Annotated in this window: 21 protein-coding genes and 1 rRNA gene; 3 read left to right on the forward strand and 19 right to left on the reverse strand. The window is 37.8% G+C overall.

The window, feature by feature from the left end; genetic code table 11:
- The 7 genes from ACFYKT_RS21680 to ACFYKT_RS21710 all read right to left on the reverse strand — a co-directional run.
- Nucleotides 1-110, reverse strand: a 16S ribosomal RNA gene (locus tag ACFYKT_RS21680); the annotation flags it as partial.
- Between the two features lie 520 nt (nucleotides 111-630).
- Complete coding sequence (locus ACFYKT_RS21685; protein WP_389224070.1) at nucleotides 631-1,086, reverse strand: GNAT family N-acetyltransferase; 456 nt, start codon at nucleotides 1,084-1,086, stop codon at nucleotides 631-633.
- An 87-nt stretch (nucleotides 1,087-1,173) separates the two neighbouring features.
- Nucleotides 1,174-2,061 (reverse strand): DMT family transporter, encoded by an 888-nt coding sequence (locus ACFYKT_RS21690; RefSeq protein WP_389224073.1) that lies wholly within the window; start codon nucleotides 2,059-2,061, stop codon nucleotides 1,174-1,176.
- A gap of 66 nt (nucleotides 2,062-2,127) precedes the next feature.
- Entirely contained in the window at nucleotides 2,128-3,342 is a 1,215-nt protein-coding gene (locus tag ACFYKT_RS21695) for a multidrug effflux MFS transporter (RefSeq protein ID WP_389224076.1), read from the reverse strand.
- 107 nt (nucleotides 3,343-3,449) lie between these two features.
- The gene (locus tag ACFYKT_RS21700; RefSeq protein ID WP_389224079.1) at nucleotides 3,450-4,010 is read right to left on the reverse strand and encodes a GNAT family N-acetyltransferase; all 561 of its coding nucleotides are present in this window, start codon (nucleotides 4,008-4,010) and stop codon (nucleotides 3,450-3,452) included.
- A 39-nt stretch (nucleotides 4,011-4,049) separates the two neighbouring features.
- Nucleotides 4,050-4,673 carry a nucleotidyltransferase family protein gene (locus tag ACFYKT_RS21705; protein ID WP_389224082.1) on the reverse strand — a complete coding sequence of 208 codons (624 nt, stop codon included), beginning with the start codon at nucleotides 4,671-4,673 and terminating at the stop codon, nucleotides 4,050-4,052.
- Between the two features lie 72 nt (nucleotides 4,674-4,745).
- Nucleotides 4,746-5,360: a LysE/ArgO family amino acid transporter gene (locus ACFYKT_RS21710; RefSeq protein WP_389224085.1), complete on the reverse strand. Its 615-nt coding sequence runs from the start codon at nucleotides 5,358-5,360 to the stop codon at nucleotides 4,746-4,748.
- A 130-nt stretch (nucleotides 5,361-5,490) separates the two neighbouring features.
- On the opposite strand from ACFYKT_RS21710, the gene pdxR reads away from it, so the two are divergent.
- Entirely contained in the window at nucleotides 5,491-6,933 is a 1,443-nt protein-coding gene (gene pdxR, locus ACFYKT_RS21715; protein WP_389224088.1) for a MocR-like pyridoxine biosynthesis transcription factor PdxR, read from the forward strand.
- Nucleotides 6,934-7,052: 119 nt separating this feature from the next.
- Here pdxR and ACFYKT_RS21720 read toward each other — a convergent pair whose 3' ends face one another.
- The 10 genes from ACFYKT_RS21720 to ACFYKT_RS21765 all read right to left on the reverse strand — a co-directional run bounded on the left by ACFYKT_RS21720 (nucleotide 7,053) and on the right by ACFYKT_RS21765 (nucleotide 18,332).
- Nucleotides 7,053-9,050 (reverse strand): methyl-accepting chemotaxis protein, encoded by a 1,998-nt coding sequence (locus ACFYKT_RS21720; protein ID WP_389224091.1) that lies wholly within the window; start codon nucleotides 9,048-9,050, stop codon nucleotides 7,053-7,055.
- Nucleotides 9,051-9,228: 178 nt separating this feature from the next.
- Entirely contained in the window at nucleotides 9,229-10,074 is an 846-nt protein-coding gene (locus tag ACFYKT_RS21725; protein ID WP_389224094.1) for a pentapeptide repeat-containing protein, read from the reverse strand.
- Between the two features lie 25 nt (nucleotides 10,075-10,099).
- A complete protein-coding gene (gene def, locus ACFYKT_RS21730; RefSeq protein WP_389224097.1) occupies nucleotides 10,100-10,681 on the reverse strand; it encodes a peptide deformylase in 582 nt (193 codons plus the stop codon).
- Nucleotides 10,682-10,766: 85 nt separating this feature from the next.
- Nucleotides 10,767-12,431 (reverse strand): glycoside hydrolase family 13 protein, encoded by a 1,665-nt coding sequence (locus ACFYKT_RS21735; RefSeq protein ID WP_389224100.1) that lies wholly within the window; start codon nucleotides 12,429-12,431, stop codon nucleotides 10,767-10,769.
- Between the two features lie 39 nt (nucleotides 12,432-12,470).
- Nucleotides 12,471-13,493, reverse strand: coding sequence for a LacI family DNA-binding transcriptional regulator (locus tag ACFYKT_RS21740; protein WP_389224103.1), 1,023 nt, complete (start codon nucleotides 13,491-13,493; stop codon nucleotides 12,471-12,473).
- A 25-nt stretch (nucleotides 13,494-13,518) separates the two neighbouring features.
- The gene (locus ACFYKT_RS21745; protein ID WP_389224106.1) at nucleotides 13,519-14,334 is read right to left on the reverse strand and encodes a carbohydrate ABC transporter permease; all 816 of its coding nucleotides are present in this window, start codon (nucleotides 14,332-14,334) and stop codon (nucleotides 13,519-13,521) included.
- Nucleotides 14,334-15,194: a carbohydrate ABC transporter permease gene (locus tag ACFYKT_RS21750; protein ID WP_389224109.1), complete on the reverse strand. Its 861-nt coding sequence runs from the start codon at nucleotides 15,192-15,194 to the stop codon at nucleotides 14,334-14,336. The genes ACFYKT_RS21745 and ACFYKT_RS21750 overlap by 1 nt, the downstream gene beginning before the upstream one ends.
- A gap of 86 nt (nucleotides 15,195-15,280) precedes the next feature.
- Complete coding sequence (locus tag ACFYKT_RS21755) at nucleotides 15,281-16,582, reverse strand: ABC transporter substrate-binding protein (RefSeq protein ID WP_389224112.1); 1,302 nt, start codon at nucleotides 16,580-16,582, stop codon at nucleotides 15,281-15,283.
- A gap of 261 nt (nucleotides 16,583-16,843) precedes the next feature.
- Entirely contained in the window at nucleotides 16,844-17,731 is an 888-nt protein-coding gene (locus ACFYKT_RS21760; protein ID WP_389224115.1) for an ROK family protein, read from the reverse strand.
- A 133-nt stretch (nucleotides 17,732-17,864) separates the two neighbouring features.
- Complete coding sequence (locus ACFYKT_RS21765; protein WP_389224118.1) at nucleotides 17,865-18,332, reverse strand: DinB family protein; 468 nt, start codon at nucleotides 18,330-18,332, stop codon at nucleotides 17,865-17,867.
- Nucleotides 18,333-18,484: 152 nt separating this feature from the next.
- Between ACFYKT_RS21765 and ACFYKT_RS21770 the strand changes: the two genes are divergently transcribed.
- Nucleotides 18,485-19,393, forward strand: a complete 909-nt coding sequence (locus tag ACFYKT_RS21770; protein ID WP_389224121.1) for an NERD domain-containing protein — start codon at nucleotides 18,485-18,487, stop codon at nucleotides 19,391-19,393.
- Between the two features lie 317 nt (nucleotides 19,394-19,710).
- On the opposite strand, the gene ACFYKT_RS21775 is transcribed toward ACFYKT_RS21770, so the two are convergent.
- Nucleotides 19,711-20,130 (reverse strand): VOC family protein, encoded by a 420-nt coding sequence (locus ACFYKT_RS21775; RefSeq protein WP_389224124.1) that lies wholly within the window; start codon nucleotides 20,128-20,130, stop codon nucleotides 19,711-19,713.
- Between the two features lie 204 nt (nucleotides 20,131-20,334).
- A complete protein-coding gene (locus ACFYKT_RS21780) occupies nucleotides 20,335-23,418 on the reverse strand; it encodes an efflux RND transporter permease subunit (RefSeq protein WP_389224127.1) in 3,084 nt (1,027 codons plus the stop codon).
- 98 nt (nucleotides 23,419-23,516) lie between these two features.
- On the opposite strand from ACFYKT_RS21780, the gene ACFYKT_RS21785 reads away from it, so the two are divergent.
- The gene (locus ACFYKT_RS21785; RefSeq protein ID WP_389224130.1) at nucleotides 23,517-24,356 is read left to right on the forward strand and encodes a TetR/AcrR family transcriptional regulator; all 840 of its coding nucleotides are present in this window, start codon (nucleotides 23,517-23,519) and stop codon (nucleotides 24,354-24,356) included.
- Nucleotides 24,357-24,443: the final 87 nt, after the last annotated feature.

Genomic DNA, 24,443 nt, shown 5'->3' on the forward strand with positions numbered 1-24,443 from the left:
ACCCGTCCGCCGCTAATCTTCGGGAGCAAGCTCCCTCAGATTCGCTCGACTTGCATGTATTAGGCACGCCGCCAGCGTTCGTCCTGAGCCAGGATCAAACTCTCCAATAAAGAGTTGATTAGCTCATAAATAAAAATTTAAAACGTTGACGTTTTTGCTTTGTTTAGTTTTCAAAGAACTATTTTTTAGAACAGGATTAAATCATACCATTCTAACAAGTTGTTGTCAATTACTTTTTTTAAAATAACTTCTCTGTATTAACAACAGATTTATATATTATCAAAGTAAATGACCATTTGTCAACAACTAAAGATAAAGTAAAATAAGATTTGCTTTATTACTTATTTATCTTTCAGCTGAGATTTACTATATTACAATCATTTTCATAGAAAATCAATAGCAATTTAAAAATTTTTTTGTTTTTTATAAATAGATCCCTAAATAAAAAAACGCGACCTTATCCTAAACGGCATAAAGTCGCGTTCACCTCACTTGTACATAATAAATTGAAATGCCTATTCTATCTTATTAAAGATACTCGTTTCTATTACGGACAGGGTTCTGCACATATTCATTCAGCAATACGCACGTGAAATTGGCTCCAAATGACCGATTACTGTTCATCCATTATTAATTTATCTCTAATTCCATAACAACACCAAAAACAAGTCCACTCTCATCCACATCCCCATTTAAATAAAATCCAAATGATTCATATAATCTCTGAGCAAGTTTATTATCAGGATGAAGGCTTAAATAAATTTTTTGACAAGCATATTCCTTCTGAATACGTTGAATTAAAAGAGGCAAAAATTTTTTAGCATATCCATTTCCTTGATATCGACTATCAATCATAAAGCGATCAAGCCATACACTTTGATTTTCGTTTGACGGCCATCCATACATGGCATAACCAACAAGTGTTTCATCATTATATAGCCCCACAGAAATTCCTTTGTTCTCAAACTTTGATTCCGCCAAAGAGTAAGTATTGCTTTCAATAAATTGAGTTTGTTGTTCAGATACCGATAAACCTGCCACTAAACGCCAATTGTCTACTGTAACTTCACGTATGTGAAGAGACATATTTCCATCTCACTTTCTATTTTTCTACCGTTGATATGAAATAACTTACCTTATTATCTATATTAACCTTCCCTTCAAAATAACCCGCTAACTAGTAGCTACTTTTTCCAATTTCTTTGCCCTTTTTGGAGAATAACTAATCCCCATAAACACAAGAAGAATTCCCACTAATTGAAAAGTATCCGGGCGATAATTCAAAATAAGAACATCTAGTAAGATAGCAACAATCGGATCAATAAACACTAATATAGCAATTGTTTGTGCCTTTAATTCACGTAAGCTGCTGAAAAATAAGTAAAAGACAAATCCCGTATGTATAAACCCCGTAACAAGTATGTAAAACCAATTTTCAATAGAAAGATGCATGAAATTTGACCAGTCTACTAGCGGTAACAATAAAATAATCCCCAACGTCGTTTGAATGATTGTTGTCGCCAATGGACTAAGAATTTGAATTCCCTTACCCGTAATTGAAGTTAGCGCATAGAAGAGTGCTGCTGCAAATGCCCAAAGAACCCCATTCGATAAGAAATCAGCGATAGATGATTGTTGGTGAATTCCCCCAACCAACAATGTGCCTAAAAAACATATAAAGAAAAACAATAATCCTAAACTAGTTATTTTTTCTTTAAAGATGAAAGTGCCAAGAAGAAGAACAATAACGGGTGCTAAATGATAGATAGACACCGCCACAGTAATGGGCATTACCTCGAATGAACGAAAGAAAAATACCCAGTTAACGACAAGAAATACACCACAAAGTAAAGCTGAGAGGTACTCCTTGCGAGGAATTACTACCTTTGTCTGATTCCTTGTTTTTAATGAATGGAACCCCCAGATTAATCCCAGAAGAACACTTGCACAAACACAGCGCACAAAAACCAATTCGATGGAGGGGAGACCTGTTTTTATGGAAAAAAGACCAATGGAACCGAATATAGCCATAGAAAGGGCAAATTTTAGTTTTGGGTACATATTGTTCCCTCCTTCTCAAAGAGATTCTAAATCTTAATTAAGCAAATGGTAATTTCCGCTATTTAATTATGATCTATTTCGCTTATGTAAAAGAAAACTATACAAAAGCAGAGCACCTAGATTAAAAACCACAATAATGATCGTCATCGGAACAGCACTTTGTTCGCCAGCAATACCTACCAGTGGAGAAACAATAGCTCCCCCTATAAATGGCAATAATCCAAGAAGTGCAGAAGCGCTTCCGGCTGACCTTCCTTGACTTTGCATAGCTAACGAAAAAGAGGTTGTCGATACAATCCCGACACTTGAGACAACTAGAAATAATGCGGAAGCCATTGCAAATAACGGAAGGTGTAGAAAGGTAACAAAAAGCAAGCATATACTTCCCGCAGCTGCGATAACAATCCCACTCATTAATAATTTTACTTCATTAATCTTACTTGCTAAGCGCCCTGTGATTTGAGCAGAGAGAATAATTCCCATTCCATTCAGCGCAAACAATAAACTGAATTGCTGTGGCGTTACATTGTAAAGGTTTTGCAAGATGAATGGAGATCCAGCAATATAGGCAAACATGCTTGTAGAAATAAATGCCTGCGTCAACGCAAATCCCATAAACAGGCGATTCTTAATAAGATTACGGAACGTCTTCAGTGTAGCAAGCATACCGCTTTCAGACCTCTTCTCTTCAGGCAAGGTTTCTGGCAGAAAAAGAGCTACTACGAGAAACATGACCAATCCGATGAGTCCTAGAATAATAAAGACGGTTTGCCAACTAGCAAACTGCAAAATTACACCACCTGATATAGGCGCTAGAATTGGCGCAGCGCCATTAACAAGGGCCAATAGCGAAACGAACTTCGTTAAGTCTTTGCCAAAATATTGATCACGAGCAGTCGCTCGGGCAATCACAATTCCAGCCGCCCCTGTTAGACCTTGAACAAAACGGAGGGAAACCAAGATCCATACATTTGGGCTAAAAGCACATAAAATAGATGAAACCGAATAAATGATTAATGTCAGTACTAATGGTTTACGTCTTCCCTGTATATCACTTAATGACCCAAAAAATAACTGCCCCAATGCAAGCCCTAATAAACAAAAGGTTAAACTTAATTGCGCAAGAGAAGCTGTTGTATGCAAGTCATCTGCCACAATTGGCAGGGACGGTAAATACATATCAAGCGATAATGGACCGAAGGCTGTCAAGGAGCCTAATATGAGGACCATCCATACTTTTGCTAATGGTTTTTTGACTTGAACTTGCTGCAGAGAATTCATAGTTTCTGATGATTCCTTTCTTCTTCGTGTTCGACAATTAGAAGCAGTTTCATTAAATCATTAATAACGAAATAAGACCGCCTTTCGACAGCCCTATATTTCAATTATTATATTACTCTTGCATATACACAAGTATCTCTTAGTTCATCCGTATCTGCAGATAACCCTTCATTCTTTAAGATGCCTTCCAAATTAAAACCTAATCTTTCCGGGATTGCCCGGCTTTTCAGGTTCTTTGAGTCACATCGTATTTCTATTCTTCGGGCCTTTAACTCTTTTTCTGCGAAGTCTATAATTCCTTGAACAGCCTCTGTCATATATCCTTTGCCGCTATGCCTTGTATCGATCCAGTAGCCTATTTCAAATTTCGGAATCGCCCAATCGATTCTATGTAAACCGGCGGAAGCGATGAATTCACCTGTTTCCTTTAAGAAGACAAGTAACCTCAAGTCTTCTCTCTTTAAAAAGTTAATATATGACTCTCTAATATTGATTTCTACATCCGTTTCCGACTGTTCCTTCTGAGCAAATGGCATCCATGGCTTCAACTCAGTGATTGAAGCTTTAATAGAATCACATACTGCCCTTCCATCTCCTGGTCGGGGCGTGCGTATTAGCAATCTCTCTGTTTCAAATTCGTCTGGAAAATCAAGTAGTATTGGATTCATGAGTCTCACCCTTCAGCGTTTTATATAGTTATAACGAATTCACTTCAATATCACAAGTAATTTTATTTCAATTATAAAAATTATAAATATTAAAAATGGAGGGTGAATGACTGTAACCTTACTCCAAACAGAGCTCCAGTCCTTTTTCTTCAACCGCTGCTCATAAATTAACGTCAGTTCTCTCGCTTCTTTGAAAAAAGGGGTAGGATTTACCTCCATTTTTAATACATCCCTAATTCCACAAGGTGCAGTCAAAATCAGATTATCATCATCATCAAGCTTAACTCCTAGTGCAGTAACCGTTTCAGGAAATTTCGAAATTGCATCAACAGAGGATAAATACGGAGGAAAATTATTAATAACATGCATTCTCGCCTGGTTTTTTACCGACCAAGGAATAGCCGGCAGACGTGAATGAAGTTCTTTTTCAAGCCTTTTCTCTGCCGATTCATTCAGATTTGTCTGATCAAAATAGATTACATCTATATCTGGTATTCTCGTTCTCTCACTAAATCCATGAAGCTCATCCCAAATTTTTGATCGTACAAACCCTGCACATATCCACCAATCAGGCAAATTCAGTTCCTTTACAGTCCGTAAAAGCTCCATCATCCATTGATCTTCTTCAATTATTGCAATGATATCTTCCTTACTTTTAAGCATCCTAGTAAACTCCTTCATAAAAGGGATAGTTAACTATTTCGTCTATTTTTGTGAAATTCCTTTTAACGAGGTTCATATGATAAGCGAATACCCAATATAAACAGCTGTTCCCCACATGACGATCGCCGAGACTTTATTTACTGTCGTAAGCAATCTTCCTGATTTGTCCATCTTCCCTGTTATTCTTCCAGCAATGCCTAACCCCATAAACCATGCCCAGGAAACAAGGATGCACACAACAGCAAATGCCGCCTTTTCATTTCCTGCATACTTTAATGAGCTCGTACCTATTACACCGATCGTATCTAGAATCGCGTGTGGATTAAGCAACGAGACAGACATCGCAAATACAATTTGTCTCTTTGGGGTAAAAGAAACGATTGTTTTCTCCTCATTTTCTGCAGGCTTACTTCTCCAAGTAACAAAACCCATATAGATTAAAAATAAACTACCTGCAATGAGAAGGATGGATTTCAACCAAATGTACTCAAGAACTACAACCGACACTCCTAAAACAGCTAAGGAAATTAATAGCGTATCGCAAAGAGAGGCAGTCAAAATTACTGGCAGCGCCCGTCGAAACTGGGGCTGAACTGCACCTTGATTAAAAACAAATACATTTTGCACACCCAATGGCAAGATTAATCCAAATGCTAAGATAAACCCATGAAGAGTTGCTGCTAACATAATTACATCCCCCACTTTTCTTAATGCTTCCATTGTATAAAAATTAAATGGGTCATTCTCCATCCAATTGGTTGTATTTAACCCCAACCAATTCATTTATAATAAAGGTAAAAATAGAGAGTGTGTTTTTATGTCGGAAGAATGGAAACTAAATAAAGCATCTTCGCTACCACTTCATCAACAAATATACGATTTCATCAAAAGAAAAATAATCAATGGGGAATGGCCAGTTGGAACGAAAATCCCTCCCCAAAGGAAACTAGCCCAAAAATTCCAGGTGAATCGCAGTACAATCGTTTATGCATTAGGAGAGCTGTGTGCAGATGGACTAATCGTTTCAAAAGTAGGGAGTGGAACAATTGTAGCAAATAACACATGGAGTGTACTTACAGCTTCTCCACCTCCCGATTGGATCAGCTATGTAAAATCAGGTGCTTATCATCCAAATATGCAAATCATTCAAGAAATTAATGCAGCAGAAGCAGATCCTGCCATCATACGTCTCGGTACTGGAGAGCTTTCTCCTGAACTTTTACCTTCACAAAAAATAAAACAAATCTTTCATAGAGCCCATTCGCTTTCTTTGGGTTATTCGGAACCAAAGGGAAGTTTGCACTTACGAGAAATGGTAAGTGAATATATCAAATCTAAAGGGATTAACGCCTCCCCATCTTCGATTATGATTGTGTCTGGCGCACTGCAAGCATTACAATTGATCTCCGTCGGCTTATTGTACAGGGGCTCCACTATATTTCACGAAACCCCTTCTTATCTTAATTCAGTTCATGTTTTCCAGTCTGCAGGAATGAACTTGTTCGGTATTCCTATGGACAATAAAGGCATTCAAACCCATTCAATTGGCCGCTTAAAAAGGCAGCACAATGGCGCTTTACTTTATTCAATCCCTTCTTTCCATAATCCAACAGGGATTTTAATGTCTATTGATAGACGCAGGGAGCTGCTAAATACGTGCAAGAAAGAAAGTATCCCTATTATTGAAGATGATGTATATGGAGACCTTTGGTTCGAAAGTCCACCACCAAATCCATTAAAATCAATGGATGAGCAAGGGCAAATTTTATACATAGGGAGCATGTCAAAGACTCTTGGGCCAGGACTGAGAATTGGCTGGATGGTTGGTCCTGAGCCTGTCATTGATCGTTTATCAGATATAAAAATGCAAACAGATTATGGGTCAAGCTCTTTATCACAATTTGCAGTTGCAGAGTGGCTATCAAGTGGGCTTTATGAGGACCATTTAACGGGGATACGCACTGAATTACTTGAACGCAGAAATTTTACTATCAATATTCTAAATACATATTTCAAGGAGATTGCCACTTGGAATGTACCGAAAGGAGGCTTTTATATTTGGCTTTCTATAAATAAACAGATTTCCATTCATCAAGTGTTTAGAAAAGCCTTAAAAGCAGGGATTCTACTAAATCCGGGAAATGTATATGATCGAAATAACCAGCAACATATACGTTTATCGTATTCTTTTGCCACGATGGTCCAACTAGAAAAGGGGCTTATTCGACTGGCAGAAATCATTCAAGAACTCAATAGCTAATGTTATTCACACTCTTCACTTGCTTGATTTCATCCCCTAAAGCAAAATGGAGCGTATTTCTGAAATAATTCAAAATACGCTCCATCATTGTTCTTTTCCTCTCACAAAGGAAATTCTAGCTATTCCTCAATTTTAAAACGTTTCACCGTCTTACTTAAATCATTTGCCATATCACTTAATTGAAGGGATGAAGACCCAATTGTCTCTATCGCCGTAACCTGCTCTTCTATAGAAGCATTAATTTCTTGGATCGATGCCGCAGCTTGCTCCGTAACTGCTGAAATATTTGAAATCGCCCCTACTACTCGATCTTTGTTTTCATTCATCGCCATTACTTCATTAGCTGCCTCATGAATAGAGGTCATTAACAATCGAATATTTTCATTTATATTTTCAAAGACTGTCTTAGTAGAAGCAACCGCCTCATTCTCTAAATCCTTGCTTTTTTTTGATTGCTTCATTGAATGAATGACTTTGTTTGAGCCTTCCTCTAACTCAATTAGGGTTGATTGTACCTTTGCAGTAGCCATTGCCGTTTGTTCAGCAAGCTTTCGCACTTCGTCAGCCACAACAGCAAAGCCTTTTCCACTTTCCCCTGCACGAGCTGCTTCAATACTTGCATTTAGTGCAAGTAAATTCGTTTGATCAGAAATATCAGTAATTGTACCAATGATCTCTTCAATATTTTGCAATTTAGTCAGTAGATTATTGATTACTTCTTCTACAGTCAGTAGCTCATGCTGTGATTGCTGTGACAGAATCGTTAATTGTTCGATAGCTACTGTACCTTGATCCACTAACTTTTCAGCAGCTGCTGACTTTTGATTCATTGTTTCCATTTTTCCATTTACATTAAGCAGCTGGCTTGCAAAGGACATCGTCAGTGCTTTCGTATGTTCTGCATCTTCAGCTTGCTGCTCCGTACCTCTTGCAATGTCTTCAATCGCCTTTTTAACCTCACTGCTCGATGCAATCGTTTCCTCCGTAACAGCACTTAAACTATCAACAGAAGCAGATGTTTCACCCGCAGAGAGTTTGATTGAAGAAACCATTAACCTAAGCTGTTCAATCATTTGATTAAAGCTTCGTGTGAGCATGCCAATTTCATCTCTGCTTTTTGAATGGATATCTATACTGAGATTCCCATTAGCTACCTCTTCCGCCTTCTCATTTAACAATATAATGGGTTTTGCAATTCTCGCAGACATAAAAATAACCGTAACGATAGTTACTGCTATACCAATTAATCCGAGTATTATACTAATATTTCGGACATTTGTTGCCATTGAATACAAACCTTTTTCATCATAGACAACACCAAGCTTCCAGCCCAATTCATCAAGTGTTGTATAGTAAAGCTTTCTAGCTGCTCCGTCCTGTTTATAGGAAATGAACTGTGAGATAGCATCCTTTTCATAGACCTTTTTAACAACCTCGATATCCTTTACATTTTCACCTTTTAAGGTAGGGTGAGCGAGGGCAAAACCATCTTTGTCAAAAAGAAATGCATATCCGCCATTACCTACATTACTCTGATTAACAATGTTTTCTATAACAGAGAGATTAAAGTTTAATGCAATTACACCGATTGTTTCACTAGAACCTTTAGATTGAATTGCCTTAACAGCAGTGATAACAAATTCACCATCTTCATCATTTTTATACGGCTCCGTCCACAAAATTTTACCCGGATCCTCTAACGCAAGCTTATACCATGCCGTGGCTGTAGGATCATAGCCCTCTCCTAAATCAGGCATGGGATTGGAATAAATTCGTTTATCCTTTGTCCCAAAATATATAGAAGTCACTTCAGGTGTAATAGAAAGATAATTTTCAAATTCATGATTAAACTCTTCCCACTTCTTGTCATCAGCCTTTTGGACAATTTGAATCAACTGGTCATTTTGGCTATAGATTTTTAAAGTATCTGTGAAATTTCGCAGCCCTGTAACCACATCACTTTCTAAATTCTCTGTTGTTTGTTTCCCTTGCTGTAATGCCATTTCTACTACATCTTTTTTTATCATGATAGTAGAAACAAGCTGTGTTGAAACCACAATGATTGTGAGAAGTATCACAAAGGTAAATACTAATTTCCATTTTAACTTTTTAAACATACCTTTCCCCCATTGCCTAGTTATACAAAGCCTATAGTAAACTGGAACTTCACTTCCAATTTTTTAGTGCTTTATTATTTTAACCATAGTGGCAGGGCTCTTCAATCTAAAATATTTTCCAACACATATTGAAAGATATATAGAAAAAGAGGCTCTCATAACTGAGAAACCTCATCATTTATTTTCCGCTATTAAGCCAATGGGATGGCATTCTCAATGAGACTGGCAATTTCGTATGGATATCTCCTCTTGCCGCGTTAACTTGCGCTTGGGTTAGAAAGATGCTTCCTGAGAGATCAGCTCCTCTTAAATCAGCGTCCCTGAAGTCAGCTCCAATTAAGTCAGCCGCTCTCAAATCACACTCTCTTAGATCTGCTGCGATTAACAAAGCTCCCCTTAAATTGGCACCTCTAAGATCGGCCCCTCTTAATTTTGCCCCGATTAAATCGCTTCCCTTGCCTATTTTGTTGTTTCTCTTTTGATTTTTCTTTAAATTAACCTTAGCCCGTACTCGTTCACTTGTACGAAGAAGCAATTCATTTACTTTCACTCTATGGGCTGGTATATCTAGACTCAAAATAGATTCTGAGCTTTGGTTTGTAAGAGATTCTGTTTCCTCCACAGTTGCCTGTAAATCTTCAAATATCGGACTTGCCTCATCAAGACCGACGGCTTCATTTAAATAATAGAGCATTTCATGAAGCTGCTGCATACGGGGGAGTATTTCAAACATTTCTTTAGCTGTTGCTGGATAGTCACGCCAATCTTTTCCTCCATATGTGACCTGCGATACCTTTTGCCCTGCACCAAAGCATTCATAGGCAACACACCCTCGAAATCCTTTTTCTCTAAGCTGATTATGAATCATACAACGGAAATCTGCTTGTAAGTTGGAACAGGGAGTACCGCCCTCCTTATTAACGGCAAAATCAGCAGATTTCGCATAGGGAAGGGCAACACAGCACAAGCCAAAACAATTTTCACAATCTGAACGTAAGTGATTGGGTATTGAATTCTTTTTCATAAGGGCCTTTCATTCCTTTCACTCGTCAATACAAGCTTCGTATTTCTACATTTTCGGGCAATTTAAATGGATTGTCTTTATTGATGCGATCATAAAACATAATGCCATTTAAATGATCGATTTCATGCTGAGTAACGATTGAACCATAGCCTTTCAATTTGTATTCAACTTCTTTTCCATTGATATCATACGCTTTTACTTTAATTCGTTCATATCTTGGTACATATCCCTTCACATCCCTGTCTACTGAAAGACAGCCCTCCCCCTCTGGCAGATAAATCATATTAACAGAGTGGCTGACAATTCTCGGGTTGATCATCATATATTCCGTATCTTCATTTCTTTCATTCACAAAAAGGGATGCAAACATTCGTTTATCAAGACCAATTTGGTTGGCGGATAACCCGGAGCCCGGGCGTAATTTATATTTTCTTGCAATCGAGGGATCCTGGCTGTTTTTTAAATATTGCAGCATGCATAGGAGTGCTTCTTTATCCTCTTCTAAAAGTGGGATATCAACTTCCTTCGTTTTTATTCGTAATACGTCCGTTCCTTCTTTCACTATATCTTTCATTGTAATCATGTAATCTAAATGGAATTTACTCATATATGAACACCTCATCATTTTTCTTATTTAAAACATATAATATATACAAAAAAGATGTCCAGCATATTGGACATCTTTTTTGTGTTTACAATTTATAAATCCTTGCTTCATATGGTGCAAGCTGAATCGTTTGAACGTCTGGATGTTCTTCTACTTTAAGATTTGCCAGCATCAGATTCTCCTTTTTATAGGTTATACCTTCCACCTGGTCTACATCCACTAGCTTTTCTGATAGATTACACAATACAATTGCCTTCTCTTTCCCAAGTGTGCGGGTATAAGCGTACAGCGACGGGTGCTCCTCTACTACCAAATCATATGTCCCATAAATAAACAGCTCATTTGTTTTACGCAAATGTATCATCTTTTTATAAAAACTTAAAATGGAGTACGGGTCTTTTTTCTGGGTGTTTACATTAATTTTAGTATAGTTCGGGTTTACTCCGAGCCATGGTTTCCCTTTTGTAAATCCTGCGTGTTCTTCGGCAGACCATTGCATAGGCGTTCGCGAGTTATCTCGACTCGTTTTCCTAATAATGTTCATCACATGTTCAGAGGATTCCCCTTGTTTTATTCGGTGAGCATATAAATTTTTCGTAGCGACGTCATTATACTCTTCAATGGCCTGGAAGTTTACATTGGTCATTCCTAACTCCTGTCCCTGATAGATAAATGGTGTTCCTTGCATAAAGAAATACATCATTGCAAGTGACGTCGCACTTTCCCTCCAAAATTCTTCATCATTCCCCCAAGTAGATACAGAACGAGCTTGATCATGATTCTCTATAAATAAAGCATTCCACCCGCTTCCTTCTAACGCTTTCTGCCACCTCGTTAACACACGTTTAAGTTCTGGAATATCGATCTTTTGCTTCGTCTCTGCATCCCATAAGCTTAAATGCTCAAACTGAAAAATCAAATTGAACTTTCCATCTTTCCAATCCACCCAGTCATGAATATCCTCCGTGCTGACACCATTTGCCTCTCCAACAGTCATAATGTCATATTTCGCAAATGTCTCTTGCTTTAATTCCGCTAGGAAAGTCATAATACCAGAAACATTCATATATTTCTCCCACGCAGGGGTGTATGGAAGAAGCTCTGGATTTGGCATATCTGCAAAAGTGGGATCTTTTTTAATATGACTAATTGCATCCACACGGAATCCATCAATTCCTTTATCTAGCCACCAATTGATCATCGTATACAAAGCATCTCTTACATTCTTATTCTCCCAATTTAAGTCTGGTTGTTTTTTTGAAAACAAATGTAAATAATATTGCTCTGTCTCATGATCAAATTCCCATGCCGACCCATTAAAAATACTTCCCCAGTTATTTGGCTCTTTCCCCTCCACCCCATCTCTCCATATATACCAGTCACGTTTTTCAGAGGTTTTTGAAGATCTAGATTCAATAAACCAAGGATGCTCATCACTCGTATGATTAATCACTAAATCAATAATAATCTTCATGCCGCGCTGATGAACTTCTTGAAGGAGCTGATCAAAATCCTCCATTGTACCGAACTCACTCATAATTTCTTGATAATCACTTATATCATATCCATTATCATCATTTGGCGACTGATACATGGGGCAGATCCAGATAACATCAATCCCTAAATCTTGTATATAATCTAATCGAGAAAGAAGTCCCTGCAAATCTCCAATCCCATCATCATTCGAATCTTGGAAGCTTCGTGGATAGACCTGATAAGCAACTACTTCCTTCCACCAAATTTTCTCCATATTCTCCCTCTTTATCTTTCTGTCATTTTTTACAGCTAATCATTTCATTCTTCTACAAGATTCTCTTTCAATTAAAGCAGTTGAAACAAAATGGGATTTTACTTCCGCCTCAGGATTACTAACCATCTCTAATAAAAAGTTCGTTGCTTCGAATCCTAGTTCAAAGATTGAAATATCAACAGATGTCAGGGGCGGCTTCACATATGCCGACAGCGCATGGTTATTAAAACTAACGATAGAGACATCCTTAGGGACTTGAATGGAAAGCTCTTCTAAATAACGTATAATCTCATAGGCAACTAAATCATCATGCGCAACAATGGCAGTCGGCGGAATCTCTTGCTTCATTAAGTCGTGAATAGCGCTTTTACCTTTTGATTTAAATCCATCATCATGGATAAAATATGCATCTGAATAGGAAAGACCTGCTTCTATTAATGCTTGCCTGTATCCTTCCAAGCGGTCAGACGATACAACATAGTCAAGATTTCCTCCAACAAAGGCAATCTGTTCGTGCCCTAAGCTACAAAGATAATCAACTACCTCATGTGCTATTTTTTTATTATCATTATCAATATATGTAATTTCATCCTCGTATTGATACGGACGCCCTACCATTGTGAATGGGAAGCCTGAATCCTTTAAATAGTTCATTGTCCGGTCACTCATACGAGAATAAAGCAGAATAATTCCGTCTACCTTTCTTCCTTGTACCATTGACACAACTTCTTGATAAATCTCTTCCTCCGTGCCGCCTGTCGATAAATAAATTCCATAGTGGCTTGAGTGAGCACTTGTGCAAATTCCACGAATAACTTCTGGAAAAAAAGGATTTTGGAATGCCAGTGAAGTTGAATGTGCCATTATTACGCCAATGGTTTTCGTGCTTTTTGCAGCTAAATTTCTTGCTTGAAAGTTTGGATGATATGCTAAACGCTCCATTACCTCTCTCACTTTACGCTTAGTTTGTTCACTAATTCTCGGACTATCTGCAATGACACGCGAAACGGTAGATGGGGAAACATTGGCTTCTCTCGCCACATCAATGATTGTCACAGCCATTCAAACACCCTCCTTTTTTTACATTTTACTTTACGGCTCCTTCTGACACACCTTTTATTATTTCTTTTTGAGCAAAGAAATACAGGATAATGACTGGGATGATCGCCAATGTTAATCCAGCCAATGCTAGATGCCATTGTTTCGTATACTCACCAAAGAAAAAGAACATCTTTAACGGAATTGTTTCCATCCCTTTCTGGTTTATAACAAGCGATGGAAGCAAGTAATCATTCCATATCCAAATCGTATTCAAAATGGCCACAGTTACTGTTATCGGTTTGAGCATTGGGAAGATAATGTACCAAAAAATTTGAAATTTGTTCGCTCCATCAATTGTAGCAGCCTCATCTAATGATTTTGGAATGGAAGATAGGGCGCCATGATATAAAAAGATTGATAAGCTTGCTCCAAACCCCAAATACATAAATATCAATCCGCCGCGATTGAGCATTTCAAACTTCCCAAAAATTGTCACGAGAGGAATCATGACAGATTGGAATGGAATAAGCATCGCAGCTACAAATACAAAGAAGATCATTGTACTTAGACGGCTCTTTACACGTGAAAGGGCATATGCTGCCATCGATGAAAAAATAACAATAATGACTACGCTAAGCACGGTAATCAAAACCGAATTGGCGAAGGTTCTTAAAAAATCCAATTCTGAAAATGCCTGTACATAGTTTTCAAATGTAACAGTACTAGGCGGCTTTAATGTGTCCTCAAAAATTTCCCGTTTGGTTTTCAGCGAGTTTACAATCATTAAATAAAAAGGTGCCAGCCAAATAAGTGCTAAAAATATCCCAGCTGCCTCTAGAGGGACTAAATGCTTTTTCCGCACTACATTTCCACCTCACGTTTCTTAGAAAGATAGACTTGCAATAAAGCAATAACTGCTACAATGATGAAAAAGATAACCGCTTTGGCCTGTGCATAGGCCATATCATAACGGCCGAATGCAGTGTTAAAAATCTCCATGGCAACCATTTGTGTTGAATTATATGGCCCCCCTCCCGTTAAAGAGAGGTTTTGATCATACAGCTTAAACGTATTCGACAAAGTCAAAAACATACTTACCGTAAAAGCTGGAGCCACTAACGGAAACACGACATAGCGGAAACGCTGGAAAGCATTCGCACCATCTATTTCAGCTGCTTCAATTAATTCTTTCGAAATACCTTCTAAATAAGCGATATAAATCACCATAATATACCCGGACATTTGCCAGCTCATCAATATAACAAGTCCCCAGAACCCAGTTCCTGGCGTTGAAAGCCATCCTTGTAAGCTCTCAATTCCCACAATGGAACCAAAGCCTGCAAATGCCTTAGTAAAAATAAACTGCCAAATAAATCCCAGGATCAATCCGCCAATTAAATTTGGCATAAAGAAAATGGTCCTCATGGCTTTATTTGTTTTTAATTTTGCTGTAACGATTAATGCAAGTGATAAACCGATTAGATTAATTAGAATCACAGAAACAATTGAAAACTTTACCGTGAACCATAGTGAATCCATGAACCGCTCGTCCTGGAATAATGCGATATAATTATCAAACCCTACGAATCCCTTCGTCTGAATGCCATTCCAATCTGTAAAAGAATAATAGATCCCAAGTAATAAAGGGGCGATGACAACTAACAGCAACGCAGCTAGCACCGGCATTAAAAATAGCCAGTAGGATAAATCTCGTTTACGCATTTGTTCACCTCTCTTCTAAGTGAAAGATTCGATTTCACAAAACAAAGTAGCACGAATGCTACTTTGTTTCTAATTTAGATGTATGCTTATTGGCGAGAAGATTCCCATGCCTTCTTCGTAGCATCGATCACGTCTTCCCAGCTCGCTTCATCACTTAAGTATTTCTGAATCTCAACACCTAATTCATCCTGTCCCCATCCAGTTGGATAGCCCATGAATGTCCAGCCAATTGTTTTACCATTTTCTGCGTATTCATATACCGCTTTTGAAAGAGGATCTGAGATTTTCGAAGAATCATAGCCATTGTAAGCCGGAATAAATTTGAAATCGTTTAACACCGTTTCTTTTCCTGTATCTGAAGTGTAAAGCCAATCTAAGAATTTCTTTGCTTCTTTAATAACAGTTTCATCTGCATTGCTGTTTACTCCCCAATACATTGGAATCCCAACAGGAATATGATCTCCTTTGTATCCTTCTACTGGAATCGGCAATAATCCAATCCCATTACTTGCAAATTCCTCATCAATTCCTGCAATTGATCCATACACCCAGTTACCTTGTTGAATAATTGCTACTTTTTGTAAAGAGAATAATTCTTCTACTTGTTTCGAATAATCAAGGCTGACAGTCGGCTGCACAGAAAAGTCATTCTGCAGATCAAGGACCTTTTGGAATGCATCCCCATATTGGAATTCAATATTTTTTGAATCAAAAGCTGTTAAGACGTTGTGATCAAACTCAGGAGCAATAAACGTATTGGATAAATGCAATCCAGTTACCCATGTTTCCTTCCCTGGCAGAGCAAATACCGCTTCAAGACCTAATTTGTCCTTTTGGCTGTCCAGTTCTTTAACCGCTGCCTCTAAAGAAGCAAAATCAACAATAGTCGAAGGATCGATTCCAGCTTTTTCGAATATATTTTTGTTATATATAAATCCATAGCCTTCCTGATTATACGGAAGTCCTAGCACCTTCCCATCTACTGTGACTCCATCAAGCGTTCCATCTAGTGCTGCATCGGCTGCTACTGAATCGGATAAATCTGCTAATTTATCCATCCAATCTTCTACATCCTGGGGTCCTCCAATATTATAAATAGCTGGCTCATTTCCGGATGCAAACTTTGAACGGAGTGCTGCACCGTAATCTTCTCCTCCACCAACAGTTGTTATATTAATTTTTACATTTTCGTTCTCTTCTTCGTACGCTTTTGCAACCGCCTCGAATTGATCTTTAAATTCTACTTTAAATTGAAAAATATCTAATGCAACTTGCTCTTCTTTCGAATTGTTACTCGACTTTCCTGTTTCATCTGAACTGCAACCGGTCAAAAACCCAGCTAAACCGATTGAAGCTGCTAATATTCCTGCTCGCCATTTCTTTTTCATTTTTCTTTCCCCCAAAATTAATTATTTTATGAAAACGTTTGCGCAAATTGTCAAAAAAGAAGAGCAAAGCTAGTGAAAGCGTTTGCGCATTTTAGATTTAAATTTATCCTATCACAATCATATGGGCGGTTACAACTAATTTATGAAAAATTCTGTTTATTTTTTTCGACAGGTATTTTTTATTTTTAAAAAAATTTCCAGGCATTCGGTCACTAAAACGCACATTATTTCTGGGATTCAGATTTCAATTTTCTTCCTAGATTAATCGATGATTAGCATTGCTGAACCAAGCATGCCTGCTTCATTGCCAAAAACAGCCCGCTTCAACTCTAATGGCTTAAGCTTTAACGGTTCCACCTTCTCAAGAAGGAGTTCCCACCAATCGTCCGCTGAATCGGCTACTCCTCCGCCTATTATAACACAGTCCATGTCCAGTACGGCCTGCAGACTGGAAATCACAATAGCAAAATCACAAAGAAAACGTTCGCGAACCGTGATGGCGCCTGCCACTCCCTCTGCTGCTAATCGGAAAAGATCTTGTGGCAATGCTGTTTCACCTGTTCCAGGATTGATTACATGTTCCTCTTGAATCAGCCTTCTCAATGCCGTACCAGATACATATTGTTCACTGCAGCCTTTTCTTCCGCATCCGCAAAGCAGCCCATTTGGATAGAGGATCATGTGGCCCACTTCTCCAGCTCCTCCATGGGATCCATTCATGATTTTCCCATCAAAAATTAGGCCTCCTCCGAGCCCTGTCCCAACTGTCAAACAAACAACCCTTCGATAACCTTGTGCTGAACCTAATCGTACTTCTGCAAGAGCCGCACAGTTCGCATCATTATTAATTTCAACCTGCAGTCCCGTTGCAGCTTCTAACTGGGATTTTACGGAAGTTCCCTGCCAGCCCTCAAGCTCCTTTTCAAAGGTAACGACACCTGTTTCGGCATCTACCATTCCTCTTGTCCCAATTCCTATCCCTGTAAGATCAGGGAAATTCTTTTTTATCTTAATAATCTGCTCTTCTAAATAAGGATAAAGCGGAGTCTTTGTAGGTATCGTCCAATCAGCTAGTACTTCTCCTGTCTCACCCACAACACCAAAACGGATTTTTGTTCCTCCGATATCAACACCTGCTATTTTTTTCACTTTGCTGCCTCCTTTCAAATCCAAATCCTATTCTAACCCATTGGAATTATTTTAATATTTAAACAACATGTATGCAAGCGTTTGCATTATAAAAAAGAGAGAGCACGCATTTTCATTGCTCCCCCCTACTAATTTATTTTGCTTGTGCTGCTTCTATTACACGTTTCATTGCTTGAATTTGTCCTAAATGCATGGATTCGTGAAATAATGAAAAGTTACTAATCTCTCCGAACGTTTCCTGACCTAAAAACGGCGTTTGCAATTTATCACTAAATCGTTCAGCTGGGATCTCTTTCATGCGCATTAATTGATCTTTTAACTGTGCTGTTAGTTCAGAAACAGAAGGAACCTCACCCTGCCAATCTGAAGGTTTTGTGCCTGTTGCAAATAGCTCCATATAATTCGCAGGGATGCTTGTTGAATTTTTAGGAAATCCAAACATAAATTGCTCTGCTGAAGTTAACACATGGCCAATATGCCATTTGATCGTATTGTTGAAGCCTTCGGGCTGAACCTCTACCATCTCTTCATTTAAGCCAGTAATATTTTTTAAAAAGAACCCCCTTGTTAATTCCATATTTTTATATAATAACTCACTCATTTTAGTAGCCTCCTTATTATTCTATTCACTCATTATTCTATACTAAATTTAACTAATACTTAATGAAAAGGCGCTGTTAAAGTTCATGATTTCTCCATAAGTTTCTCACTCTATTTTTAATAGAATGAAGTTAATAGGAAAGGAAGTGAAGTATGTTTATAAAAAATAGAAGGGAACCGATGGAATTACTGATTCTAAGATTGCTAAATGCCAGAATGAGCTTGAATGCAAGTCAACAGCAGCAATACTTGAACCTAAAGAAAGGCCATGAAGGAGAAATAAAGTTTGATTTATTATTAGCCAATCTTCATAGTAAATTTCTCATATTGAATGACCTGCTTCTTGAAAGCAACAATACAATCTATCAAATTGATTCTGTGATTATTACACAAGATGCGCTTATCCCATGCGAAGTAAAAAACTATGAAGGCAATTACTATTACAAAGATGGGAATTTCTATACTTGTACCACTGAGAAAGAAATTACGAATCCACTGCATCAATTAAATCGAATGGAAACACTGCTTCGTCATTTTCTTCAAAAGCATGGATTCAACCTCTCTGTAAAGGGTTATCTCACCTTTGTTAACCCCGAGTTCTTCTTATATAACGCACCTCAAAATGAAAAAATGATCTTCCCGCCACAATTAAATCAATTTGTAAAAAACTTAAATATGAAACCATCAAAACTTAATGGCTGGCACCAAAAATTAGCTGACCAATTAATAAAGGCGCATATCTCAGAATCGCCTTACACACGGTTACCTGCTTATCACTACGATCAGCTGCAGAAGGGGATAATTTGTGTGGCTTGCCAATCATTTATTCTTACTGTTGACGAAAGAAGAGTAGTTTGCGATCAATGCGGGCATTGGGAACATACACAGGAGGCTATCATTCGTAGTGTCGAGGAATTCAAGCTGCTTTTTCCAGATAAAAAGGTTACGACTAACGGGATTTATGATTGGTGCCAACTAGTAGAGTCTAAAAAGATGATTCGGAGAATATTAAGGCAAAATTATCAAGCTATAGGTTATGGCCAATGGTCCTATTATGAGTGAATCCATTTTTGAAAACTTCAGGAGTTTAATTGAAAATAATTTGATTGGATACTCATATATCCACTTTTTTTGTTTTACGGTAGCTAATAACCTCTATTGGCTACCCAGCTCCTTTTTTCTTTCCTTATCCGGTCGCTAATGACCCTTATTGGATACTTTTAACTCCTTTTTCTCTATTGTTCGGTCGCCAATCACTCTTATTGGCTACCCTTTCCTCTATTACTACTCTTGTTCGGGTACCAATTTGTCTTTTGACTCAAAATCCGCATTGAAAAAATAAATCAATGCGGATTTTGTATTTCCCTAAAGTATTCAAATTAACCCTCTTGGCTAAACGCGCTTTCATCCATATAGGAAACTTCCCATAGATGGCCATCAAGATCCTGGAAGCTCCATCCATACATAAATCCATGGTCAATTGGTTCATTGGAATGCTTTCCACCAGCAGCTAACGCTTTGTTTACAATCTCATCTACATGTTCTTTGCTGTCAGCAGATAATGCTACGATTACTTCTGTACTTTTTGTCGCATCCGAAATGTCCTTTTTCGTGAAGGTCTTAAAAAAGTCCTCTACCAATAACATCACAAATGTATTCTCATTAATTACCATGCACGTTGCATTTTCATCTGTAAACTGTGGGTTAAATTCAAATCCTATTTGTGTAAAAAATTCAACAGACTTATTTAGATCTTTCACAGGCAAATTTAGATAAAGCTGTCTCGCTTGCAATCCCATTTTTTCACCCCATCTTAAATAATGATAGTATGCTATTCTTTCATCAATAATATAACCCAAAAGAGATAAACTTGTACATAATTATTCAGAATATTTCCAACAAGTTTCAGTTAATCGCCATCATAAAAAACCTACAAGGCGATTTCCACCTTGTAGGCCACATTTCATTTATATTTGGAACAAGGGATCCGTCCCCATGTTCCTTTAGTTTTCCTGAATTTCTTTACGGTTTTTCTTAAATAGTTTGGATAATACTTCGTAGACGATTGGTACAATGATTAGTGTTAATAGCGTTGAGCTTGTTAAACCACCGATTACAGTAATACCAAGGCCTTTCGAGATAAGACCGCCGCCCCCTGTGCCAATTGCTAATGGGATTAGAGCTCCGATTGTCGCAATAGCTGTCATTAGGATTGGACGCAGACGCGTTGCACCCGCTTCAAGGATCGCTTCACGCATTGTCATTCCATCACGTTCCATATGAATGATACGGTCGACAAGGACAATTGCGTTCGTTACAACGATACCAATTAACATTAATAGACCCATCATAACCGATACAGAAATTGTTTCGCCCGCGATTAATAAACCAACAAATGAACCAATAACCGCAAATGGTAACGAGAATAGGATCGAGAATGGTGCGACACCTTCACCGAAAGTAACAACAAGAATGAAGTAGACAATCGCGATTGCCGCAAGCATCGCTACACCAAGCTGTGTAAATGTTTCAGTCATATCTGCCTGAACACCAGCAACACCAACTGTTACACCTTTAGGTAAATCTAATTTATCTATCGCTTTATCTACTTTAGATGTTGCTTTTGAAATATCATCACCAATGATGGTTCCAGAAACAGTTGCATAGTATTCCCCTTTACTACGTGCAAGGGTATTTAACGTTGTCCCTTTCTCAACAGTTACAAGTTTAGAAAGTGGCATCGTCGTACCAAGTGCTGTTGGTACTTCTGTTGCTAAAATATCATCAACCGATTTCGGCTGTTCTGCTTGTTCTTGCTGAACGATGACTTCTAGTGTATCGCCTTCTTTTTCAACGGTCGTTAATACATCTTGTGTTTTATGTGGACTTAACATCATAACGATCTGACCGGTTGTTAGACCATACTGCAGTAACTCATCTTGTTCTACTTTGAACGTATACTCAACATAAGCATCTTCTGCACTTGAGGAAACATCTTCTAAACCATCCGTTTCCTTCATGACATCTTCAACCATTTCCACAGCATTATTTAGTTTATTTAAATCTTCACTGTAGAAAGTATAGCTCACTTCATTTGTTGACATCGACATAGACGTAAAGTTCTGGCTCTTCCATTCGCCAGTCTGACCAATGTTAAACACATAGTCTTCAATTTCCTCACGTACTTCTGGGAAGTCCTTCATTTCAGGGTCAAAGATAAGGTACATTAATGCACCGCCAGCTCCTCCGCCCATCATGGCAGACATTTCATCGCCACTTTCTGTTACAGAAACTTGAACGATATCAATGTCACCACGTTTTAATAACTCTTCTTCTACTGCTGCTACGTTATCTAATGTGTCTTCCTTTAATTCTCCTGCTTCTGGCGTGTACGTTAAGTACATCACTTTTTCCTCTTCACTGCCCATGAAGCTAAAACCAATTAATGGCGTTAAAACCAAACTTCCAACTAATAATGCAATAGAAATAATGGACGTGATCACTTTATGGTTCAATGTCCAGTTCAGAATTCCTTTGTACGATTTAGCTAATTTGCCAGCTTCTTTATGACTGCTTTCTGTCTTTTCACCATATAACTTCTTCTTAAATAAGAAGTGGGATAATGCAGGCACCACTGTGATCGCTACAATTAACGAAGCTCCAAGTGCAAACGTCATCGTTAATGCGAATGGCATAAAGAGTTCACCGACCATCCCGCCAACAAAGATAAGCGGAGCGAATACCGCAACCGTTACTAATGTAGATGACAGAATAGGTTTGAACATTTCAATCGTCGCTTCACGTACAAGCGCACGGCCATTTAACTTTTCCTCTTTTAAATGCAAACGTCTATAAATATTTTCTACTACTACAATCGAGTCATCGATTACACGGCCGATCGCCACAGTAATCGCACCGAGTGTCATAATATTTAACGTAATGTCCATCCAATTTAATAGCAATAAAGCCATAAAAATAGAAACTGGAATAGAGATAATCGAAATAATTGTTGATTTAAAGTCTCTCAAGAAAAGAAGGATGATTAATACAGCGATTCCGCCGCCAAATAATGCCTTTTCAACCATCGTTGATACAGAATCTTCAATTGGTTTCCCTTGGTCAAGCGATATATCAATAACAAGACCATCGATCTTTTTCTCTTCGTCTTTAACTAAATCCTTCACACTGTTTACAACATCAACTGTGTTTGCTTGCTGTCCTTTAACAATCTGAATCGCAATCGCATTCTCACCGTTCGTACGTGAAACAGATTGTACTTTACCCACTACCTCAATAGAAGCAATATCGCTGAGCTTCACAAAAGGAGATGGTTGTGTTGCAGAAGGTGTGACAGGGATAAGCATTTCCTTTAATTCATCAGCTGTCATGAACTTGCCGTCAATTGCTACAGCCTGTTCACCTTCTTTAAATTCGTAAAGACCTAATGAAACGGCTAAATCACTTGCTTGAATCATTTGTTTAACCGAGTCTTCCGTTAAACCAAGCTCAGCCATTTTTGCTTCGTCATAAGTCAGCTGCACTTCTTCAATATGCTGACCTGTAATCGTCGCAGATGCCACTCCATCAATTTTTTCGATTTTTGGAAGTATGACATCCTCCACTGTTGATGTTAATTCAACAATATCCTCTGTTTCACTACTTACACTTAATGCAACGACTGGCATCATGTTCATACTAATCGCTGTAATCGTCGGCGCTTGTGCACCTTCTGGTAATTTGACTGCATCGATCGCAGATTCTAATGCACGTTTTGCCTCATCCATATCAATCCCATATTCATATTCCACTTGAAGATTTGCCATGTTTGAATATGAATTTGAATAAACGGATTTCACATCTTCAAGATTTTCTACCGCTTTCTCCAATGGCATGGATACTTCATTCATCACTTGTTCAGGAGTTGCTCCAGGATATACACCCATTACCATTAAATATGGAATCGAAATATCCGGAATCGTCTCCGTTTTCATTTGAGTACCTGAATAAATACCAGATACAGTAATAATTATCGTAAGCAACCATACTGCTAGTTTATTCTTCAGGACAAAATTGACTAATCCTTTCACTATTACACCTACCCTTAATTGACTTATTAAGCTCATTTTTTTATAATAATGACTAACGAGTCATTTGTCAACATAAAGGCCTAGGAGCGATTATATAGATGATTAAAAAACAATTGATTATGGAGAAAGCGTTAGAACTCTTTGCAAAGCAAGGAATCGAAGCAACTCCTGTTCAGCAGATAACTGATTATTGCGGTATTTCAAAAGGTGCCTTTTACCTATCATTCAAGTCAAAGGACGAGCTGATCCTCGCATTGATTGACCATTTCATGATACAAATCATCGCCGATATTGACTATATGGTCAAAAACACGAGTAATGATGAAGAACTTTTATATACCTTTTACTACACAACATTCGATTCTTTTCATAAGCATTCCGACTTTGCTAAAATCTTTATTAAAGAACAATCACAATCATTTAATGAGGATCTTATAGTAAAAATTCATTATTACGACCGATTAATGGAAGGGATTATATTATCATTAATTGAGCGTTTATACGGGGAAAAGGTCAAGCATACAAAATATGATTTAATTTATTGCATCAAAGGCCTAATGAACAGTTATTCTGCGTTATTCTTATTTAATAATGCCCCTTTGGACAGAGACTTACTCTGCCAATCACTTGTAGAAAAAACAAATCTATTAGCGAGGCATACGACTGTTCCATTTATCACACATGAAGATTTCCAAATGCTTAAGCATCCAATAAAAGAAGAAATAACAAGTGAGCAGATTATCGAAATGATTGAACAAATAGGAAAAGAAATAGAGGAGCCAATCGTAAAAGAATCTTTATTTCTATTAAAGGAGCAGTTACTAGAACCAACTTTAAGCCCAGTCATTGTTAAAGGCTTGCTTGAAAATATTCGCAATCATCCTCATTGTAAATGGGTTTCTTATTTACTATATAGAAATTATGAGATTGAAAAATAAGAAAGGCGGAGTGCATACGTGCATTCTGCCTTTCTTATTTTTCGTTAATATTAGATATTTCTAAAAATTGAATACTTTAGTAAACTA

The sequence above is a fragment of the Cytobacillus mangrovibacter genome (genome assembly GCF_042865275.1).
In the GTDB taxonomy this organism is placed as follows: Bacteria; Bacillota; Bacilli; order Bacillales; family Cytobacillaceae; genus Cytobacillus; species Cytobacillus mangrovibacter.